Source organism: Armatimonadota bacterium, assembly GCA_039679645.1.
Classification (GTDB): Bacteria; Armatimonadota; UBA5829; order UBA5829; family UBA5829; genus UBA5829.
The window spans coordinates 34,033-56,162 of record JBDKUO010000015.1 but is presented as its reverse complement, the minus strand read 5'-3'; the positions used below and the strand labels follow the sequence as shown (position 1 = coordinate 56,162).

The window sequence follows — 22,130 nt, the reverse complement described above, 5'->3', positions numbered from 1 at the left end:
CCGCAGTGATCGCGGCAGTCAACGTTGTCTTGCCATGGTCCACGTGACCTATCGTTCCAATGTTCACGTGCGGCTTCGTCCTCTCAAACCGCTGCTTTGCCATATTATTTGCCTCCAAGAATAAGCTAATTAATTTCTAACTCAACAACCAAGATGTTTCGCGAACTTGTTCCCGAAACATTGCATCGTATCGTGAATAAATTCCCGATACACCGAATTTACTATCTTTTAAGTGAGCGACCGGTCGTCTTCTCGACAACTTTCTCTGCCAGACTCACGGGAACCTGCTCATAGTGCGACGGTTCCATTGTATATGATGCCCTACCCTGGCTCATAGAGCGAAGGGAGGTCGCATATCCGAACATTTCAGAAAGCGGCACCTTTGCATCCAACTGCTGAGTCCCGCTTGCGCCGACTTCCATATGAGTAATGCTGCCCCGGCGCCCGTTAAGGTCCGAGATAACATCACCCAGATATTCTTCAGGAACCACGACTTCAACATTCATAATCGGTTCCTTAAGGGTCGGCTTGCCCTTTTCAACTGCAGCGCGTGCCGCCAGCGAACCGGCAATTTTGAATGCCATATCGGATGAGTCAACCTCATGGTATGAACCGCCGGTGATCGTGACTCTGACATCGACCACTTCAAATCCGGCCAGGACACCCGACTTTAACGCTTCTGCTACACCCTGCTTGACTGCCGGGATATAATCCTTTGGCACATCGCCGCCGACGACCTTGTTTACAAACTCAAATCCGGAACCGGCTTCAAGCGGCTCCATCTCAATTATTACATGGCCATACTGACCGTGCCCGCCGCTCTGCTTTACGTGCCTGCCCTCAACCTTAACAGGCTTCGTTATTGTCTCTTTATAGGAAACCTGCGGCTTGCCGTGGTTTGCTTCAACTTTGAACTCGCGATAGAGACGGTCGAGAATAATCTCAAGGTGAAGCTCACCCATGCCAGCGATTATCGTCTGACCGGTGTCTTCATCGGTTCGCGCTCTGAAAGTGGGGTCTTCTTTGGCCAGCCTCTGCAAAGCAAGCGACATTTTTTCCTGATCGCTCTTTGTCTTAGGCTCGATTGCGACTTCGATGACCGGTTCGGGGAACTGAATGGTCTCAAGCAGAATCTTGTGATCTTCGGTGCAGAGCGTGTCGCCTGTATTGGTAGTGTCAAGTCCCACTGCCGCGACTATGTCGCCTGCATAAACATTCTGTACTTCCTCGCGGTGATTGGCATGCATTCGCAAGATTCGATTTAGGCGCTCTTTCTTGCCCTTGTTCGCATTCCAAACCTGCTTGCCACGCTCCAGCTGCCCGCTGTAGACTCTGAAATATGTGAGGTTGCCCACATATGGGTCGCTCATAATCTTGAATGCAAGGGCAGCAAATGGTTCGTTATCTGACGCCTCACGCGTGACCGGCTCGCCAGTCGATACGCTTACACCCTCTACCGGAGGAACATCCAACGGTGACGGCAGGTAGTCGACAACGGCATCCATAAGCGGCTGTACGCCCTTGTTCTTAAATGCGGAACCACAAAGCACCGGAACAAGCTTATTACGAATGGTTCCTGTGCGGATCCCGGCTTTTATCTCATCGGGAGTGATCTTCTCACCCTCGATATATTTCTCCATCAGGTGATCGTTGATCTCAGCGACTTTCTCGACCAGATACTCTCTGGCTTCAAGCGCACTTGCGCGAAGATCATCAGGAATATCCTTCTCCTCGAAGTCACGTCCCGTGTCGTCATGATAATACAGAGCCTTGAGACGAACGATATCGATTACGCCTTTTAGTTCGCTCTCAGAGCCTATGGGTAACTGAATCGGAACCGCGTTCGCTCCAAGCCTCTCACGCACTTTCTCGACAACTCGCATGAAGTCCGCACCGACGCGGTCCATCTTGTTGACGAAAATTATACGGGGGACTTTATACTTATTGGCTTGTCGCCATACTGTTTCAGACTGAGGCTGGACTCCGCCAACTGCACAGAAAACTGCAATCACGCCATCAAGGACGCGCATGCTTCGCTCTACTTCAACGGTGAAATCCACGTGACCGGGGGTATCGATGATATTGATGCGACTGTCTTTCCACATACAAGTGGTGGCCGCAGAGGTTATGGTGATGCCTCGCTCTTGCTCCTGCTCCATCCAGTCCATGGTCGCCGCGCCCTCATGAACTTCGCCCATCTGGTGAATACGACCAGTATAATAGAGCATACGCTCCGTTACGGTCGTCTTACCGGCGTCGATATGCGCGGCAATGCCAATATTCCGTGTTTTTTCTAACGGATAATCGCGAGACATTATAGATTCCTTACTCAAAAACTCCCGAGGGAAAGCAGAAAGCATGCTGGATCGCCGGGCGCGGATCTTATGACCCCGTCCCCGATTGCTCGATCTTCACTTTGCTCTCTATCTTCCGCCCCCTTCCATACAGCATTTATTATTTAGTATTGATTATTTTATATTGATTATTTACGATTATTTACCAGCGATAATGCGCAAACGCTTTGTTTGCCTCGGCCATCTTGTGGCCGTCTTCCTTCTTCTTAATGGAAGCGCCGGTGTTATTCGCGGCATCCATAAGCTCAGCCGCCAGTCTCTCGACCATTGTATGCCCACTGCGTTTGCGAGAGTAGGTCACGATCCAGCGAAGTGCAAGCGCAACCTTTCGATCAGATCTCACCTCAACAGGCACCTGGTAGGTCGAACCACCAACGCGCCTCGGCTTTACCTCTATCACAGGCATCACGTTCTTCATTGCTTCCTCGAAGACCTCGATACCTTTGCGATTCGTCTTGTTCTCAATAATCTCGAGAGCACCGTAGACGATCTTCTCCGCCGCGGACTTCTTACCGTCCATTAATACTCGATTCATCAGACGTGTAAGCATCCTGCTTCCATAAAGCGGATCAGGATTAATCTCGCGTTTCTTAACGGGACCTTTTCTGGGCATACTGTTAAATCCTCCACACAAGTCAAAAAGTTTGAAAGTTTGAAAGTCAAAAAGCTATGCTACTCTACAAGAGACTGAGTCTCAACTTTTTGACTCGGAACATTTTGACCTTTTGACTCAGACCTACTTCGGTCGCTTGGTTCCATATTTTGAACGGCCCTGCTTGCGGTTGGCCGTGCCCGCCGCGTCAAGCGTGCCGCGAATTACGTGATAGCGAACACCCGGCAAATCCTTGACTCTGCCTCCGCGGATAAGAACCACGGAGTGCTCCTGCAGGTTGTGACCAATGCCTGGAATGTAAGTGGTTACTTCCATTCCATTGGTAAGCCTGACTCTTGCGACCTTTCGCAGAGCAGAGTTAGGTTTTTTCGGCGTTTCGGTTCGCACTATAAGGCATACACCGCGCTTCTGCGGGTTTCCTTTAAGTGCGGGCGCCTTAGTCTTTTTCTTGACATTGGCGCGGCCTTTCCTTACAAGCTGGCTGATAGTCGGCAAACTGACACTCCTAAATTAAATGTTAACATTGACTCGGGGCAATAAAAAACCCCTCGTGACACACTCGAAGGGCGTTAGTCCACCTTGGATAGCTTCAGTTGTTTCCGCAACGAGAAAGGTGTGCTAATCGCCTCCTGATATGTCGGCAAACGTGCTCGGTCGAGATCGCCCCGACCCGAACTTGTAAATTATATCTAACTCAGTCCGGCATTGTCAATAGCATTCGGTAACATCCAGGCAACATTTTTTTGCTCCCGACACTATTAACGTACGCCGATGTGTAATATACCACAATATTGCAGGCTTAATCAACTAATGAATTCAGTTCAGAAGCCATTCAGTTTTACGAGAACAAATACAGCTCGGCGCGAGCCTCGCCTAGCGGTTGTAGCGCGAAGCAGTGTGCACGATCAGACGATCAACGATCAAACGATTCACGATCAAACGACTATTGCCCGGCTGGCTTTGAAGTTGTGCCGGCTGCCGCTCCTGCCGGAGTCTTTCCAGGACCAGTGACCGGTGCAGTCTTCGCAGGCTGTGCCGGAAGCCGAAACTCTGCCTTGGCCATATTGGCTGATGTTCCCATCGGAGGCAACTGCTTATCATTGAGTTTCAAACTGACTGCAGTTGCCTGGCCGACCTTTATAAAGACAACTTTCTTGGCTGTCACTGTCTTGATACCGGCTGGCAGCATGCCATAGATCACCTTTTGGCCGTCGGCCTTAATATCTGCCCACACAGGCCTGCTTGCCGTGACTTCAAGCGACAATGACTGCGGCGCGGCAGGCTTCTCGGCTTTTGGCTGCCCGGCAGGTTTCTTTGCTTCTGGCTTGACAGGTGCGGGCACAATCGGTTCAGGCTTTGGAAGCTGAGCTACATCCGGCTTTCCTACATTGCCTCTGATCGCTGCAGGTACCTTAATCCCCCACCCTTTGTCATAGAAATATACAGTTGCTGTAAGTCCGCCAAGCACTACCAGAGTCAACAGCGTAACCAGCACGCTTTTCCAGACCGACTTGCGCTTTGGCGGCTGCGGAGCCGTCTCGCGAATGACGCCCTGCCAGTCGTACTCATATTTTTCCAGCAGTTCGCCGCTGTCCAGGCCAAGAAAGTTGGCGTAGTCACGCAGAAACGCGCGCGCGTATACTCTGTTTGGAAAGTGATCGAAGCGGTCCTCCTCTAGAGCTGCGAGATTATGCACTGTTATTTTTGTGGCGTCGTGGACTTCATCCAGGGAAAGCTCGCGTTTTTGTCTCTCCTGGAGGAGCATTGCGCCTATTGTTTCATTGTTTTCCATTATGCCTCATAGTCCGGTTGGAATATTATCCGTTAGATATTCTACATAATAATAGCTTTTCAATCAAGATGGTAAGGTTCACTCTCCGCAATTATGCCTTGGAGGGCAAGGTTCACATCGAGCCTGGCTGCACCAAATTGTCTCGGCTCAGCGGGAGCTTCGCCACCAGTCAATCTGCCATCAGGTGTCTTCAACCGGCAGCCAGTCATCCCTGCCGGGCAGTGTAACTGTAAATGAGCTGCCTTTGCCGAGTTGAGTGCGCACGTCGATCTTGCCGCCGTGAGACTCAACTATATCTTTAACGATAGCCAGGCCAAGCCCAGTGCCTCCCAGGCGCCGGGACCGAGCCTTATCTACCCGATAAAAACGCTCGAAGATACGATCTATCTCGCCCTGCGGAATGCCGATACCGGTGTCGGCGACCGTTATCTCAATCCCCGATCCATGCGTCTTAGCCTCGACTGAGACATGCCCGCCCTCGGCGGTATATTTGACCGCGTTATCCACCAGGTTGCGGACCATTTGCACCGCCTGCGCTTCATCACAATAACCTACCAGGTCATCGGGAGCAGTGATATCGACCGATATGTTCTTGCTTACAGCCTGCGGATTGATTACCCTTACAGCGCGGCTGATAATCTCCGATACAAAGCAGGTAGATTTCTCAGTCTTTGTGATGCCCGAATCTCGCCTTGCGATATCCAGCAAGTCCTCGATCAACGATGACAGTCTATCGCTCTCCGAGATGATGGAGTTCAGAAACCTGTCCACAAAATCTTCATCGTTTTTTGCGCCTGCAAGCAGCGCTTCCGCCGTTGTCCTGACTGCCGTAATCGGTGTCTTTAGCTCATGGCTGACATTGGCAACAAACTCTCTCTGGTTCATCTCGTGACGCCGGACGTCCGTAAGGTCGTGCAATATGATAAGCGCGCTATCCTCCGACGAACTCGCCTGCCGATACCATGCGGCTCGAATGCTTATCACTCGCTGCGGCCAGCCGGGAAGCCTGATTTCAGAACTCAGAACGCACCTGCCGGACATGGACTCATACGCCAGTCTGGTGATTTCAGGATGCACGTCGGTGTCCTCGAGCTGCACTCCGATCTGTGACTCATCTACACCGCATATTCGACGAGCCGCGGCATTGCACAGCATAATACGACCCTGAGCATCGACTGTGATGACACCGTCAGCCATACTTTCTATCACAATCATGCCCTGGCGCTTTTCGCGCCTGAGCACCCTTATGCTCTCGCTGAGGCTTATAACTGTATTAGCCAGGTCGTGACCAAACTCATCCAATATGACGCGTTGATCGAAAGATTCCGAACCCGAGGCGATTTGTTTGATCGCCTGCGATAAGCGCGCTGCGCGTTTGGCTTTCAAAGTCGAAGCACGCGCATAGGCAAAGCAAAGCATTACAAGCAGAACCGCGCATATCAACCACCTGATCCATACAGAAAACAGCAGGCCTGCTGATTGCACAATGACAGTCACCAGGAAAGTCACCAATACGGCAAATATGACACTTGGAAGAAAGAGCCTAATCTTCACCCTCACAAACGATCTTGTAACCAATCCCACGCACTGTCTTTATATAGGTCGGGGAGCTTGGATCCTGCTCGATTTTTTCTCTGAGCCAGCGTATGTGGACGTCGAGAGAGCCCGTGTCGTAGGCAGCATCTGCATCCCACACCCTCTTAAACAGCTCCTCCCTGCTGAGGACTCTGCCCTTGTTTGACATCAGAGCACGCAGGAGTTCATACTGCTTGAGCGGCAAATGCACCTGGTTTCCACCTAAAGTAACTCGCCTTCTGGCAAGGTCGAGCTGGATAGGACCCACCTCCAGTAATGCATTCTTCTCATCATCGTGAGCGCTTTGCACACGGCGCAAAATCACCTTAACGCGTGCAATCAGCTCGCGGATGCTGAAAGGCTTAGGCAAATAATCATCTGCACCCATCTCCAGACCGATGATTCGATCAATCTCTTCGGTCTTTGCCGTAAGCATCAATATCGGCACGTTGGATTCCCTGCGGACAATTCTGCAGAAATCCATTCCACCCAGCTTAGGCAGCATAAGATCAAGGATTATCAGATCAGGTGAAAAAGTCCGAAATGCGGAAAGTCCCGAAAGCCCGTCACCGGACGTTTCTACAACAAACCCCTCCGCCTTAAGAGAATAGGCTACCGATTCGGCAATCGGCGCCTCGTCTTCTATGAGAAGTATCCTGTCATTCATGACAAATTGCAGCTCCTGACTTGGCCAGAGTGCATACGTTCCGTGCTTTCGCACAACCATAGCTCATGTTACGATTGGCAAGAAGCGATGTCAAGTTTGGGCTGACCAGAGTGTGTATGTCAAATCTACGGAAATAGCCAAAATTTAGGTAGGTTGCTCTAATAGCGAAAGCACGAAAGGGCGAAAACGCGAAAGGATCAGCGAGTGAAATGAATTCCAATGCAATTTATGGTTTGCTTCTATATTAAGACCATATCCTATTTCGTGCTTTCGGAAATTTCGCTCTTTCGCAATTAATAATCCGTGAATTTGACACGCACCCCTGACCAGATAAGCGTAAACATGATATACTTAGATATCTGCACGCAGGAAGTTCCCTCTTTTTTGTACGGGAAATCTCTTAACCGCGAGGATACATCAAATGATACAGGATATTGCCGAGCGTCAACGCGCTATTGCACAACTGCAGGAAAACACACTCGATCTGGTTATTGCAGGCGGTGGAATTGTCGGATCCGGTATTGCGCGTGACGCCGGACTTCGTGGACTAAAATGTGCTCTCGTCGAGCAGTATGACATTGCATCAGGCACCAGCAGCAAGTCCAGTCGATTATTGCACGGAGGACTGCGATACCTTGCGCAGGGACGTGTAGAACTCGTTTACGAAGCCAGTGTGGAAAAATGTATAGTAAACAGAATCGCTCCTCATATTTCCGCTCCGCTGGGGTTTATTTTCCCTACGTACAAAGCGTCTTTACTCGACCAGTGGGCACTCTGGAAGTTGCGGATCGGAGTGAAAATATACGATATCCTCTGTGGGGGAAGAAATCTCGGCAAGTCACGTTCGCTCACACCAAAGAAAGTGACTGCTCTGCTGCCCGACATCGAGAAGAACCGGCTCACCGGAGGTGTGTTCTACTATGATGGGCTGACAAATGACGCCCGCCTGGTGGCGGATACGCTGCGCTCGGCGGCAAAATCGGGCACAAGTGTATTAAACTACTGCCGTCTGATCAGCGCGAAGCCTGAAGCTAACGTATGGCGCTTGTCTCTTGCGGACAGCATCACGGGCGAAACATTTGAGCTGACAAGCAAATGTGTGGTCAATGCTACAGGCCCATGGGAAGAGCAATTCGATCATAGCGTAATCAGCCTGCGACCGACGAAAGGCGTTCATCTTGTCATCAGCCGCAAGCGCCTGCCGGTTCCCGATGCGGTAGTGGTTATAGAAGACTCCAGAATCCTCTTTGCGATCCCCTGGGGAGATCGAGTGATCCTTGGTACGACTGATACGGACTATAACGGCAGGCCCGAAGATGTAGCCGTTGAACAAGAAGACGTGGACTATATTATCGCGACGATTGGCCGGGCATTTCCGGAAATCGGACTCAGCAGCAAAGACATTATCAGCGCATGGGCCGGACTGAGGCCGCTCATCGCGGATAAGAAAGGCAGACCGTCGGATATTTCGCGCTCGCACCTGATTGTCTCGCCGCAACCGGGATGGTGGGATGTAGGCGGGGGCAAGCTCACAACCTACCGGCTTATGGCAGAGCAGACAGTCGACCGTATCGAAAAATATCTCGGACGGCCTCGAACGGCGTGTGTGACTGCCCAGCAGCCTCTGCTTCCGACTGAAGAGACCGTCGGCATCAGTGCAATAGTGCCGCCGGAGCCGTCACGCGATCTGGTCGATCACTTCTGCAAAAACGAGTGGGCGGTTCATCTTAGCGACGTAATGGTGCGGCGCGCCGGTTGGGCATACTACTGCACAAATGCGGATGAGATTAAAAAGCAGGTTGCCGATTGGATGGCGGATATACTCGGTTGGGACGATGCGCGTAAGCAGGAAGAGCTAGCGGGCTGAAAGAGTGGAATAGATCAAACTTGACACTTCAGACGGGGTACTTGCGATATAATCTGCACTGATGAGTTCTTCATGTGATCCGTAACCCCATAACACCGCCATTGACGATATGTCATTAGCGCGCGCAGCCTCTATGTCGTGCTTCCTGTCGCCTATCATAATGCAGCCGGGCGGATTGATAGACTGCTCATGCAGAATTTGTTTTAGCAGATCGGCCTTCGAGAGGTCCACATCGCAGCCGTATATGGCAGTAAAGAACGATGCAAGCCGGAAATGAGTAAGCACATTTGCCGCAATATCCTGCCGCTTTGAGGTTGCGACAAACAGGCGATGGTTAGGCTGCAGACTCGATAAAAGCTCAGGAATGCCCTCGTATACGTGATTCTCCAGATAGCCCTTGACCACATACCTCTCCCGATACCAGGTCACGGCCTGCATTAGAGTTGCGCGGTCATCAGTATCGAGCAAAACTTGAAATGTGTCCATGAGCGGCGGGCCTATAAAGCGCTCCAGTGATGAAGGCTCAAAAACCGGCAGATCGAACTTGCTGAGCGCAAAGTTGATTGATCTTACAATACCGTCTTTGGGGTCCGTTAGTGTGCCGTCAAGGTCAAAGAATAAGTTCAACCTATTCACCTATCACATAACAGGGATATAATCACAAGCCGATCATGATCATTAGGCTGGTCAAATAAGCGAAAAGCTGAAAGCTGCTATTCCGGGCTTTCCACTTTCCACTTTCAGCTTCTACTACTTACTCATCACCCGGCAGACTTTCCATTGTTTCGAGCCTGTCTTGTATAGAATTATATGCTGAACAATTGTTTTGCCGCCTGGGAAGGTGAACTTCACAGGCACATCGGCACGGTCATCGGTCACCTGATCGGGAAGCATGACAGTATACCTCGCCTGCTTCTTGATCCTCCATGATCGATATGTATTTACATTGATACGAGTAGCCAAACTGCCGTCACAACCGGCGGCAGGCTCATCGCTCGTAAGACGCAGAGCTTTCTGCTGCTTGCCGCTCGCCAAATACTTGACCCACTCCCATGCGACCCTGTCGGGCGGCTCCGGGGTGGTATATCGATAGCCTATCCAGGATGCAAGAACCAGCAGGCCGGCTATCGCAAGTATCACGACGTTTCTGCGCTGACGGTCAGTAACCAGGCCATTAGGCTCTATGTGAGCATGGCGCTTGCATGTCCATAAGAATGTGACTATTGAACCGGCAGTAAGCAGGGCGGCGCTTAACCAGAACGGCACATTGTAGTTTACAATACCGAGCCTGGGGAAACTGAGCACATCGCTTGAGTATACAAATGCCCCTATGCTCGCGCCCACAATCGCGGCCAGACCCTGCGCCAGACCGACCGCGCCGAGCACTTCGCCGCGACGCTCCCTCGGCGTCACCGTAACTACCAGCGCATTCCAGGCGGGGAAAGCCACCGTGAAGCCAAGCCCGATCACCACGGCCGCAGCCCCTAATATCACTATGCTTCTAAATAGCGCGACCACCCACATCGCAATTGCGCTGAAGAGTATTCCATAAGCGACTGCAGTGCACTTTCCGAATTTATCGCCGAGCCTGCCAAGTGGGACGGCAAATATCCCCATCGCGCCTGCCACAGGAGCAACCAGCAGGCCGAACTGAGTCTCGGTCATACCAAGATGCTCGACTGCATAGAGCTTGACGATAGGGGTGAGCATGCCCATTCCAAGAAAAGTAACCAGCGCCAGCACAACCATGTCCGGCACCTCGCGGAAGCTGCGCAGGAGGTGCGTGAACTTAAACTCGGTCGGGTCTTCGAGAGCAGGTAATTCCATAGCCTCGCCATGCAGTGGTTCGGCATGATGCCCCTTGCCCAGGCTCCTGGGCAAAAAGACAATCATTACAAAAGCCGACAATATCAGCAGTATCGAGACAAGATAAAACGACGCTGTATACGTGCCGAAAAGCTCGTTCGCCGCGCCGCCCATCACGAACCCGAGCGCAAGACCACCCATATATGTAACGTTCAATACACTCATCGCGGCGCTGCGGTTCTTTTCACCGACTACATCGCCTACTGCAGCAAATGCGCTGGTCCACAGAGCGCCGCTGCCGAGACCATCTATCGCCCTCAGACCGATCAGTCCGAATATGACGTATGGGCCGTGCAGGACTATCGTGAGATATGCGGTGCCTGCTGTGATTAAAGGCCCTGCAATCATCAGGGGTTTTCTGCCTATTCTGTCGCCCAATGCGCCCGCGGGCGGCCTCGATAGAGCCTCGGTAAGCAGAAATGTACTGAGTATGATCCCCCATTCCGCGCCCCTGTTCAGGCTGAACTTGACATACATCGGCAGAGCTGAAAGGTTCAATATCGCGTAGCCCAGCTCTGCAAAAAGACACGCCAGACCAAGCCAGAGCAGCGATTTGTAGTCGTGTATATATCTGCGAATGTTTGAGAGGGTGAAAGCCAACATTTACCTCATGGTTGAGATTTCAAGCGTAATTTACTCGAACAAGGTTATCACGATCACCTGTGGCAAGTCAAACTGGCTGAACACTTAATTCAGATTCAAAATAGCGCCGGGAATGACAGCTTTGCTGACCAAGCTCACTGCCATTCCCATGAAAATAGAATAAATCCTACTGCACTATAATGCTTTGTTTGGTGGATATCGAACTTGTCTGCAATTTTATTGTAGCAAGTTTGTTAACCTCATCCCATTGCCAACTCTGAGTGTCGCTCTTGCCTTCAGCAAGACTTTTTCCATCTGCAATAACACGCTGCGGTCTCTGACCAAGGCGCATGGTGATTAAGTAGCTTCTGCTTTGAGGCTGCCCTGCATATCGTCCTTTAGCCGGCCCGATCGTGACTGTATATTCATTCTTCTTTGCATCTTGCTTCAGCGTAACTGCTGTGCGGGCAAACTTGCCATTTTTATAATCCAATGATGACCCGTCGTCCTCATACAGCGTAAATGAAGTCGATCTCCCGGGATAAACATCCAGAATGAGCGGATCGACCGGCTTCTGGCTTGTATAGTCCATATCAGGCTGCTTGGGAATAATAGACCCCTGCTTAACAAATATCGGCATACCATCAAGCGGGCACTCATAGCTGATTGTTTGATTACCGTTATATACTTTGCCGCTGAAGTAGTCCACCCAACCACCGGGCGGCAGATATATATCTCTTGTAGCCGTGCCATTCGTTCCTGGGCTTGTGATAGGCGCTACTAAAATACTCTCTCCTAGCAAATACTCGTCAAACCTGTATGCCTGTTCAATATCCGGGTATTCAAGATACAGCCCGCGAACGATCGGCATGCCTGTTTCGTATGCCTGGCGACCGAGTGTGTAGTAATAAGGGATCAAGCTGTATCTGAGCTTAAAGAACTTGCGGCAAAGGTCTGTCCCCTGCTTACCATAAACCCAAGGCAGGCGGACATTACCTTCCACAGGGTTCTCATGCGCGCTGTGGAGCCTGAGCATAGGACTGAGCGCACCGAACTCGACCCAACGGGCGTATAGCTCGAAGTCGTCCGTAAGCTTATCGAAAAAGCCGCTTATGTCGTGTGTAACATATGGAGCGAGCGTGTTTCCTGCCTTTATCGTGAAAGGTATCTCGCTCGTCAGAGTCTTCCAGTTGGAGTAAGCGTCGCCGGTGAAGAAAGCCGGATATCTGTGCGAGCCCGGACCTCCATATCTGCTGAAGATTAAGGTCCTTTTACCAGTGTGCTGCTGCTGAGCATCATAATATACCTTATTTGTCCACATCTGTGAATTCAAGCCGTCCATGCGGGCATAGTCTCCGTCAATCCACCAGAAATCGACTCCATCATCCATGATAGAGTTATGATAATCCATCCACAGCTTGGCATCTTGCTTGCGCGCCAGGTTGAAATACACGTTCGGCATTCCGGCCTTAGCGGTCAGCATCACGGGCCCTTTTGTCATACCCCCATTGCCGCCCCAGTTGTTTACCCTAAGGCAGATGAGGTTTTTTGCGTTTTTCTTGATATAATGGGTTATGTCGGTTGAAGTCAGAGTCCTGTTGCTGCTTTTCCCCGCTGAACCGTAGTGAGTGATATAGGTTCCATTTACATAAATATCATATTCATCGCTCACTCCGCCGAACTCAATATACACAGGCCAGTTTTTGAAGCTCTCAGGAATCTCGACCCATTTTCGATACCAGCCTATGCCGTCATAGCCGGGGAATCCATTGCTTTCCCATCTTCCCATTTTTGCGATTGTGTGCCAGTTGCTGTCGTCATATTCCGTGGAGAACCACTTTTGCGTCTGGCCTTCTGCTGTCGGGTCCGTATTGAACATCCAATCTTTATCTATTTGTTCGACATTGAAAATCGCCGGATCGACCAGATCAGATTTTTTAATTATATCGCTGATCCGGGTGTCTTTGTAATACAGTCCGCAGCTGGGATGGTCGTTTAACGTTAGCTCTATTCCGGACTTGTGGAGTGTGTCCGCGAATTTCTTAGGATCGGATATGATGGGGCTCCAATCAAGACCGCCGTACCATCCATAAAGATGCCATCCGAAATCCAGCACCATAACATCAAGAGGAATATCTTCTTTTCTGAACCGTTCGATTATCGAGTAGAGATAATCTTCTTTGATCTTTTCGTCGTGATATTCAAAGTTCAGGTCAGTAACCCATGCGCCAAATGCGTATCTGGGTATCATAGGTATCTTTCCGGCAAGTGCAATATATTGTTTGTAGAAACTAGCATAGTCATTGCCGTATACAAAAAAATACCAATCCTGCGCAGCCTTATCAGTGCGTGGAGCTATCCAGTTCGATTTTGTGTCCCATACAGGGGTTTTGCTGTCGTCCAGCAAATAATAGCCGCGTTTGCTGAGCATGCCGGACGGGAAATCCGGCATTTTTTCCCCCGGCGCGGTTAACCTATATATATCATTAAAGCTGCCGAACGGACCGCCCAGATTCTCGTCGTCCTTACTTCCCGGCATACACTGGCATTTTTGACTTTTATTGCGCCATGTAACAAGCAGATTAGCAGCCGTAAACTTGCCCGAATCCGGTTTATAAAATACTGACATTTCTTTAGTATCGATGCGAACCCATTCACCAGTATTCGATACGGTAAATCTTTCATCTCTCATGCTTCGGTTCGTTACGACTGCAGTAGCTGAGTCTATGAACCCACCCGGCGCATATTGCATGCGCACAAGGCTGGGAGATAAGACTTCGAAACGCGCCGGACCGCATGTAACCTTGTTGCCATCACGAATAACACTCGCTGCCACCGGGCTCTGAACGAAAATCGCAGCGGCAATCGAGCACAAAACAACGTATCGCATCATAATACATGTATAATCTTTGTACATCTTTATATTTCTCTCCTTAATGGCGAAACCTGAGTAGCATTATGTTATCAAAATAGAATAGGAGTGTCCAGAGCACAACAGCAACAGCAAAAGGGCGCGTGTCATATCTTAGTAGGGGTGAAACATTTGCCAATAAAACTCGGTTAGCTTCTGAAAATTCGCCGCAAATGTTTCACCCTAGGCGGTGGGTTCGGGCGAAGCATTTGCATTTGAGATTACTACGCAAAACGGCATTAGGGGGCAAATGCTGTCGCCCCTACAACGTTGGCGAATTTCCCCACATTTGACACGCACCCACAGTAAACCCGCCCGAACCTTTGTTTGAAGCAAGCATAATTAGGCTTTAGCCTTTACTTCATGGCATGAAGCAATGTGAAGCAAAGGACCTCTGGGATTATGGCATTTCGGGTTAGGCAGTGCGTTCGTCGGCTCCGGCAGCGGGGCTTGATTATAAGCGTCAGGATTGGCGGCTATTTGCTGCTGCCCGAAGAAACGATTATGTATTCTAATCCGCATTACGCGTTAGAATTAATCAATCCTCGTCTGGCTTCGCACACCTCTGCAAGAAACACGCCAAGAGTTGTCGCTGTCCCCACTGCCAGACGTGCATCCCGAGTCACAGCACTAACAGCATTTGGGCCACGTCCATGCCCGGTGCCATATACATTCCGAAGCTCAGTAATTCCCTGGCATGCTGCAGCAAGGCCACTCGCAATTTGTTTTCGAGCATCTGCCCCTTTTTTACTTTCCTCAATGTCCTCACGTGCCATACGCAACGACTTCAAACACAATTTAACTAGCGAAGGTATGTCTTCTTTGCCATTCAGAACATGACCACACTCGTGAGCTATTCCTCTGCATACAGACTCTAATAATTCTTTTGCGGTGCCAATAGCAAGCGCAGGATCATCTTCAATGGCTCCCCGTAATCGTGCAACTTGCTCATTGATAATGGCCAATTCCAGACTATCGGCTATTTGCTGCAGTTTGTCCTCAGCCACAACCCTATTTTGTACTCGAGCTATACGTATACCATCGAATTGAAGACCATCACGCAGGAGCAACTTTTCGCAGTTTCCTCGTTTGTCTTCCGGCATGTGAATCATTATCTGTTCATATGCATCCAAGACAGGCTGAACCTGCTTCCAATTTGTCCAATCAACAGAGTGGTAATACTGTTCAACAAGACTTCGCCGCATACCTGATATGCAGGGTTCATAGTCAGAATCACATTCTACACCAGCAGCATTAAAAATATCCTCGATTTCTCTAAGATAAAAACCAACTAACCACTCTCGGAATTCAGCGCGTGTGGCCTTGCTTACAATGTCTCTCGCCATTTGATTCCAACTCCATTGCTAGTAGTCTAAAAAACATCAGGTATGCCTCATCCCAAAAACAGAAGAGCTTACGCATCCACCATTCTCCTCCGGGCTCTCTGCTCTCCACTCTCAACTCTCCGCTACTTATCGTCGCCTATCTTGAGCACGCTCATGAAAGCCTCCTGAGGCACCTCTACGCTGCCTATGGACTTCATGCGCTTCTTGCCCTCTTTCTGCTTTTCAAGGAGCTTGCGCTTTCGGGTGATGTCGCCGCCATAGCACTTGGCAGTGACGTTCTTGCGGTATGGGCGGACAGTGGCCGCGGCTATTATCTTGTGACCCAGGGCTGCCTGCACCCTGATCTCATATTGCTGGCGCGGGATCACATCCCGCAGCTTTTCGACGAGGACCTTCGCACGGGTATAGGCACGGTCGCGGTGAGTTATGAACGAGAGCGCGTCCACAGGGTCGCCGTTAAGCAACACGTTGAGCTTGCTCAGTTGAGACTTTTCGTAGTCTGCGAACTCGTAGTCGAACGACGCATATCCCCGCGTGCGGCTCTTAAGCGCGTCGAAAAAGTCCATCAATATCTCAGCCAAGGGGAGCTTGAAGAGGATCATTACTCGGTCGGCAGCGGGATAATCCATGGACTGATACAGCCCGCGCCTCTCCTGGCAAAGCTCGATTGTGACGCCGACATAGTCCTTGGGCACGATGATCGACGCGTTGACGTAAGGCTCCTCAACTGCATCGATCTCAGTCGGCTCTGGCAGGTCGTTGGGGTTGTCTATATCGATCACTTCGCCGTTAGTCCTGAGCACGCGATAGATAACGCTGGGGGCTGTAGCGATCAGGTTTAGGTCGAACTCACGCTCCAGGCGCTCCTGCACTATCTCCATATGCAGTAACCCCAAAAATCCGCATCTAAAGCCGAAACCGAGAGCGGCTGAGCTTTCAGGCTGATATGTGAGAGCCGCATCGTTGAGCTGGAGCTTGGATAGAGCGTCGCGAAGACCGGTATACTGCTGTGAATCTGTCGGGTAGAGCCCGCAGTAGACCATCGGCTGCACTTCGCGATAGCCCGGAAGAGCCTTGTCGGCGTGACGAGAGGCGTCGGTTACGGTGTCGCCGACCCGAGTATCCCCAACGTTTTTTATACCGGCAGTGATGTATCCGACCTCACCCGCGCCAAGGCTATCCGTAGCGACCATATCGGGCTTGAAAATGCCGACGGACGCGATTTCAAACTCCTTGCCGCTGGCCATCATCTGAATACGCATGTTGGGCTTGATCTCACCGTCGACCACACGAACATATGCCACTACTCCCAGGTATTGGTCGAAATGGGAATCAAAAATCAACGCGCGCAGTGGCTTTGCCGGGTCGCCCGACGGCGGCGGGACCCTCGTCACAATCGCTTCGAGTATATCCTGTGTGCCGATCCCCATTTTAGCGCTCGCCAAAATGGCGTCGGTCGCGTCTATAGCAAGCACGCTCTCGATCTCATCAGCCACTCTATCCGGGTCGGCGCGTTCCATATCGATCTTGTTGATCACCGGGATGATCTCGAGGTTGTGGTTCATCGCAAGGTTGGCGTTGGCGAGTGTCTGCGCCTCCACACCCTGGCAGGCGTCTACCACCAGCACCGCGCCCTCGCATGCAGCCAGTGAGCGAGATACTTCGTAGGCAAAATCGACGTGACCGGGCGTATCGATAAGGTTGAGCTCATAGGTATTGCCATCCTTGGCCTTATATTCGAGCCGGACTGCCGTCATCTTGATCGTGATCCCGCGTTCGCGCTCCAGGTCCATTCCGTCCAGGAGCTGCTCTTTCATGTTCTTGGGATCCACCGCGCCGGTAAACTCGAGTATGCGGTCAGCTAAGGTTGACTTGCCGTGGTCTATGTGAGCTATAATGCAAAAATTGCGTATGTGCGATTGAGAGTTGTCCATTACTGTATATTTTATCAGATTAAGGACTCTCAGGGAAGCAGAACGTAGAACTTGAGGCCTGTTGTACATGTAGGAGTGAAGCATTTGCCATTCGCTTTACGTAAGCTTCTGAAATTTCGCCGCAAATGCTTCACCCACGACGGAATGTGCTTCAGGGCGAAGCAATTGCGATTAAAGCCCAAGGATCAACCAACCTTACCGGGCAATTGCTTCGCCACTACAACAAAGATGGCTTGTAACAGATTCAATATATTCAGCAGGAAGAATAGCACTCAACGGCAAATATCCAATGGGGTATCAATATGTGGATAATTTTAGGTGTCATATTCGCGGCACTTGTTTATGTTGTTTTGACTTATAACGCCTTCGCATCGCTGCGCAACAGAGCGAGAAACGCCTGGGCAGATGTGGACGTCCAGCTCAAGCGCAGGCATGACCTCGTGCCGAACCTTGTGGCGGCTGTGCAGGGTTACGCCTCCCACGAGAAGAGTGTGTTTGAGGATGTAGCAAATCTCAGGGCAAAAGCTGCTCAACTTGAAGGCATAGGTGAGAAGGCAGGCGCTGAGAACGATCTATCCGGCGCGATAAAGTCAATATTTGCTGTTGCTGAGAGTTACCCTGAGCTTAAGGCCGACGCTAACTTCCGCGACCTCCAAAAGCAGCTTACAGATATTGAGGACCACATCCAATACGCCCGCCGATACTACAACGCGGTGGTGCGCGATATAAACACAAAGTGCGAGATGTTTCCGTCCAACCTGGTCGCGGGCTGGTTCGGGTTCGGCAGACAGGAATATTTCGGCGCGGCGGACGATGAGAGAGAGTCACCGCATATCAAAATGGAGGAGCGATGAAGACACTCAAGCATGTTCTGATCGCAGTTGCTCTACTTTACACTACACCGGTAATGGCGTGGCAGATCACAAGTTACGACACGCGCTTGGATATTCAAAAAGACGGCGGCGTGATAGTCGCCGAGACCATCACTGCAGACTTCACGAACGATCCGCATCACGGTATCTATCGCGACATTCCACTTTCGGGCAAGGACAGATACGGCAACAATTATCGAATCAGAGAAACAACCCTTAGCGTAACTGACAATACGGGCGCAGCGCAGACATACAAGCAGACGGCTTCAGGCGGAAAGATCGACATAAGAATAGGCGATGCCGATATCCTGTTGGATAGGCCGAAGACGTATGTCATTAAATATAAGCTCTGGCGGGCTGTGCATTTCTTTGACGATTACGACGAGGTATATTTGAATGTAGTCGGGCCGGAGTGGGAAGTGCCGGTCAATAACGCGACCTGCGTAGTGACTATCCCAAACGGTGCAAAAGCCAACTCGATCCGGACGGCTTCATACACCGGCGCGTTCGGCTCCACAAGCTCGGACGGCTTCAGCGACGTTGCCGACAGCCGCACGGCCAGGTTCTGGATGAAACGTGCGATCAACCCCGGCGAGTCGATGACTATAGTCGTAGGCTGGCCGAAAGGTCTGGTGATCCAGCCGAGCTTTTCGCAGGAGGCGAAGTGGTTCGTCTCGGACAACGGCTATTTCTTCCTGCCACCTATCTTCTTGCTTGGTCTGTGGCTCCTATGGCTCAAAGAAGGGCGCGACCCCGATACCGGCAAGAGCGAGATGACTGTCTATGATCCACCGGAGAGTATGAGCCCGGCGGAGATCGGCACATTGATAGACGAGCGCGTCGATATGCGGGATATAACCGCCTCGATTATAGACCTTGCGGTGCGAGGATATATCAAGATCGAATCCGAGAAGGTGAAGAGTTTCATCTCGACAAAAACCGATTACACTCTCAGACTCACAAAACCGAATGATGAAATCAAGAAAGACCAAAATCTCAGCGATTTTGATAAACTGCTCATCAATGCCCTCTTTAATGGCATGGATTTCTGCATTGTATCGAGCCTTGCCCAAAAGTTTTATGCCCATATTCCGCTCCTGCAGGATATGCTTTATGACTCGATGGTCGAACGGGGTTATTTCAACAGCAGGCCGGACCGGGTCCGCAAGAGCTATCTGGGCATAGGAGCGCCAATTGCAGTGTTTGGATTTTTCGGAGGATTCATACTCAGTTCAGGTGATATGCCGCTGCATATATCAGTAGGTTGGGTATTCGCAATAGCGGTCTGCGGGGTCATGCTGGCAATCTCCTCCTGGGTCATGCCCAAAAAGACCGCTAAAGGTAAGGATGCACTGCTTGGCGTGAAGGGTTTTGAGGAGTATCTTTCGCGCGCAGAGCGAGCCGAGATCGAATATCAGGAGAGGCAGGGCTACTTCGAGAAATTCCTGCCGTATGCTATAGCGCTCGATATCGCCGAGAGATGGGCGCAGGCATTTGATGGGCTGCAGACCAAACCACCTGAATGGTATGAGGGCTATGACGGCACATTCCACCCGACAATTTTCGCCCATGACTTGAATGTCGCCACATATAGCTGGGGCAGCAATATGGCTTCACAGCCAAGGTCAAACGGCAGTGGCGGTTCAAGCTTCTTCGGTGGCGGCAGCGGTTTTTCAGGCGGTTTCTCCGGCGGCGGATGCGGCGGAGGAGGTGGCGGCGGATGGTAGATAGATCATCAGTCTCATTTAGGATCTGCGCATCTTTGTGGATGGACGAGGACTTCTTCGGCGAACTGCTGGACCTGCTTGACGGGTTCGGCGGCATCACTGATGACATAGTGTTATTCACTTCGGATACGCACGCTCCTCTTTCACTTGAGAGCATGCAGCAGCGCGCGCCCATTATTACCGACAGGTTAACCGCAATCCGCAGTCATGGCTATGGCGCGGGTGTAAATATTCTTACGACTATCGGCCATCATGAAGAAAACCTCACTGGCTCTCTCACGGGCAACTTTAGCCGGATGACCAATATACACGGCGATGTATCGCGAGCAGTGTTGTGCCCTAATGATGAGCAAGCGCGCGACTACATCAGGCAGCTATCTGAGATAATTGCATCGTGCAGGCCGGACTACATCTGGATAGACGATGACATCCGTTTTGGACACATGCCCATAGGAAACGGCTGCTTCTGCGATAACTGCCTTGGCATATTCGAGTCCGAATCGGGCACAAGGTTTACCCGGGAGTCTCTGGCAGAGGCATTCAACAGCGGCAAGACGGACATCCGAAAACTCTGGATCGAACATAACCGAAGCACAATAAACCGGCTCTTCGAACTCATCGAAAAGACAGTGCATAAGATTGAGCCGAGTATGCCCCTGGGTTTTATGACCGGTGACCGGTTCTTCGAAGGCTATGATTTTGACAGGTGGGCAAAGACTCTCGCCGGACCTGATAATACACCTGTCCTGTGGAGGCCGGGCGGAGGCTTTTACGCCGATGACCGGATGAGCGAGCTGGCAGGTAAGTCTCAAGATATTGGCCGTCAGGTATCACTCCTGCCGCCATGGGTAGAGTGCATTCAGTCCGAGATCGAAAACTTCCCGTATCAGGCGCTCAAAAAGAGCGCGCACGCCACCGCTCTGGAAGCTGCCTCGCACATAGCAGCAGGCTGCACCGGCACTGCTTTCAATGTTTTGACGGCTAATGCAAGGGCCGGAGCCAACCCACACTTGCATCAATATAAGCCCATACTCGAACGCATTGCCGCAAGCAGGCCGTTTTACGATCTGCTGGCAGGGACAATGGGCAGGTCTGCGCCCGAGGGGATATACACCGGCTGGAACAAGAACGGCTTCATCACAGGCGAGGGTGACTGGCTCAACTGCGATCACCCCGGCACGTCCGGCTCGCACGCATCCGAGCTGTTGGAACTCGGGCTGCCCGCCGCCTACTCTCTCGACCACGCTCAGATCACGGCTCTTACGGCGGAGAGCGCTCTTGCCATGGATGATCAGACAATCCTCAAGATACTCTCCTCCGGGGTCTACATGGACGCAAAGGCTCTGGAGTGTCTGAACAAGCTGGGCTATGGGCGCTTCACGGGCTTCGACGTAGATGGCTATGTCGATCATGACGGGATCGAGGAGTTTGTCGATCACCCGATCAATAGTGATCTTGCCGGGAGCATGCGAGACTGCAGACAGTCTTTTTTGTCCTGGCTTTGCCCGGCTGCAAGGCTCATACCAAAGGAAGACGCCTGCGGCATACTCACCCGGCTGGTCGACTACTCAGGCAAAGAGCTTTCAAACTGCTGTATGGGTATATATGAGAACGCTCTGGGCGGGCGGGTATGCGTTGCGGGGTATTACCCATGGACATTTGTGCAGGAGTATTCAAAGTCGGCACAGATCAAGTCGCTGATGCGCTGGCTCAGCAAAGACAGGCTCGCCGCGTACATCAGCTCATATCACAAGATCAATCTCTGGGCGCGCAGGACCAATGACGGCAGGCAGGCGGTTGTTTTCACCAATTCCAGCCATGATGTCGCCGATGATCTGACTATAATGCTGCGCACGGATAAGGACATGTTAAGCGTGTTCGATATGGCTTGCGAGGAGACAATTATTACAGCAAAAAATACATTTTCAGACTACAAGGAATTTGTGCTGCCGAGTATAGAACCCTGGCATATGAGACTGCTCATGGAGAGCAAATAATCAATACAATATACTCAATATCAAATC

Annotated in this window: 16 protein-coding genes; 4 read left to right on the top strand and 12 right to left on the bottom strand. The window is 51.1% G+C overall.

Annotation, left to right across the window (positions count from 1 at the left end):
- From ABFD83_03450 to ABFD83_03420, 7 genes are all read right to left on the bottom strand, one after another.
- Positions 1 to 103 (bottom strand): GTP-binding protein (locus tag ABFD83_03450; protein MEN6356122.1); only part of this gene is annotated, 103 nt, incomplete at its 3' end.
- A gap of 118 nt (positions 104 to 221) precedes the next feature.
- Entirely contained in the window at positions 222 to 2,315 is a 2,094-nt protein-coding gene (gene fusA, locus ABFD83_03445) for an elongation factor G (GenBank protein ID MEN6356121.1), read from the bottom strand.
- Between the two features lie 181 nt (positions 2,316 to 2,496).
- Positions 2,497 to 2,967 (bottom strand): 30S ribosomal protein S7, encoded by a 471-nt coding sequence (gene rpsG, locus ABFD83_03440; protein ID MEN6356120.1) that lies wholly within the window; start codon positions 2,965 to 2,967, stop codon positions 2,497 to 2,499.
- 123 nt (positions 2,968 to 3,090) lie between these two features.
- The gene (rpsL, locus tag ABFD83_03435) at positions 3,091 to 3,462 is read right to left on the bottom strand and encodes a 30S ribosomal protein S12 (protein MEN6356119.1); all 372 of its coding nucleotides are present in this window, start codon (positions 3,460 to 3,462) and stop codon (positions 3,091 to 3,093) included.
- Positions 3,463 to 3,910: 448 nt separating this feature from the next.
- Complete coding sequence (locus tag ABFD83_03430; GenBank protein MEN6356118.1) at positions 3,911 to 4,759, bottom strand: RodZ domain-containing protein; 849 nt, start codon at positions 4,757 to 4,759, stop codon at positions 3,911 to 3,913.
- Between the two features lie 180 nt (positions 4,760 to 4,939).
- On the bottom strand, positions 4,940 to 6,319 hold the full coding sequence (locus tag ABFD83_03425; GenBank protein ID MEN6356117.1) for an ATP-binding protein: 1,380 nt from the start codon (positions 6,317 to 6,319) through the stop codon (positions 4,940 to 4,942).
- Positions 6,303 to 7,001, bottom strand: a complete 699-nt coding sequence (locus ABFD83_03420; GenBank protein MEN6356116.1) for a response regulator transcription factor — start codon at positions 6,999 to 7,001, stop codon at positions 6,303 to 6,305. Before ABFD83_03420 ends, ABFD83_03425 begins: the two co-directional genes overlap by 17 nt.
- A 421-nt stretch (positions 7,002 to 7,422) precedes the next feature.
- Between ABFD83_03420 and ABFD83_03415 the strand changes: the two genes are divergently transcribed.
- Positions 7,423 to 8,868, top strand: a complete 1,446-nt coding sequence (locus tag ABFD83_03415) for a glycerol-3-phosphate dehydrogenase/oxidase (GenBank protein MEN6356115.1) — start codon at positions 7,423 to 7,425, stop codon at positions 8,866 to 8,868.
- On the opposite strand, the gene ABFD83_03410 is transcribed toward ABFD83_03415, so the two are convergent.
- From ABFD83_03410 to lepA, 5 genes are all read right to left on the bottom strand, one after another.
- Positions 8,857 to 9,495, bottom strand: a complete 639-nt coding sequence (locus ABFD83_03410; GenBank protein ID MEN6356114.1) for an HAD-IA family hydrolase — start codon at positions 9,493 to 9,495, stop codon at positions 8,857 to 8,859. The genes ABFD83_03415 and ABFD83_03410 overlap by 12 nt on opposite strands.
- Positions 9,496 to 9,618: 123 nt before the next feature.
- The gene (locus ABFD83_03405; protein MEN6356113.1) at positions 9,619 to 11,337 is read right to left on the bottom strand and encodes an MFS transporter; all 1,719 of its coding nucleotides are present in this window, start codon (positions 11,335 to 11,337) and stop codon (positions 9,619 to 9,621) included.
- Positions 11,338 to 11,503: 166 nt separating this feature from the next.
- Positions 11,504 to 14,233 (bottom strand): TIM-barrel domain-containing protein, encoded by a 2,730-nt coding sequence (locus tag ABFD83_03400; GenBank protein ID MEN6356112.1) that lies wholly within the window; start codon positions 14,231 to 14,233, stop codon positions 11,504 to 11,506.
- 515 nt (positions 14,234 to 14,748) lie between these two features.
- Positions 14,749 to 15,573: an abortive infection family protein gene (locus ABFD83_03395; GenBank protein ID MEN6356111.1), complete on the bottom strand. Its 825-nt coding sequence runs from the start codon at positions 15,571 to 15,573 to the stop codon at positions 14,749 to 14,751.
- Between the two features lie 122 nt (positions 15,574 to 15,695).
- A complete protein-coding gene (gene lepA, locus ABFD83_03390; GenBank protein MEN6356110.1) occupies positions 15,696 to 17,507 on the bottom strand; it encodes a translation elongation factor 4 in 1,812 nt (603 codons plus the stop codon).
- Positions 17,508 to 17,809: 302 nt separating this feature from the next.
- On the opposite strand from lepA, the gene ABFD83_03385 reads away from it, so the two are divergent.
- From ABFD83_03385 to ABFD83_03375, 3 genes are read left to right on the top strand one after another with little or no spacing between them, the layout of a single operon-like run.
- A complete protein-coding gene (locus tag ABFD83_03385) occupies positions 17,810 to 18,361 on the top strand; it encodes a LemA family protein (protein ID MEN6356109.1) in 552 nt (183 codons plus the stop codon).
- On the top strand, positions 18,358 to 20,106 hold the full coding sequence (locus tag ABFD83_03380) for a DUF2207 domain-containing protein (protein MEN6356108.1): 1,749 nt from the start codon (positions 18,358 to 18,360) through the stop codon (positions 20,104 to 20,106). Before ABFD83_03385 ends, ABFD83_03380 begins: the two co-directional genes overlap by 4 nt.
- On the top strand, positions 20,100 to 22,103 hold the full coding sequence (locus ABFD83_03375; GenBank protein ID MEN6356107.1) for a hypothetical protein: 2,004 nt from the start codon (positions 20,100 to 20,102) through the stop codon (positions 22,101 to 22,103). The genes ABFD83_03380 and ABFD83_03375 overlap by 7 nt, the downstream gene beginning before the upstream one ends.
- The last annotated feature ends 27 nt before the right edge of the window (positions 22,104 to 22,130 follow it).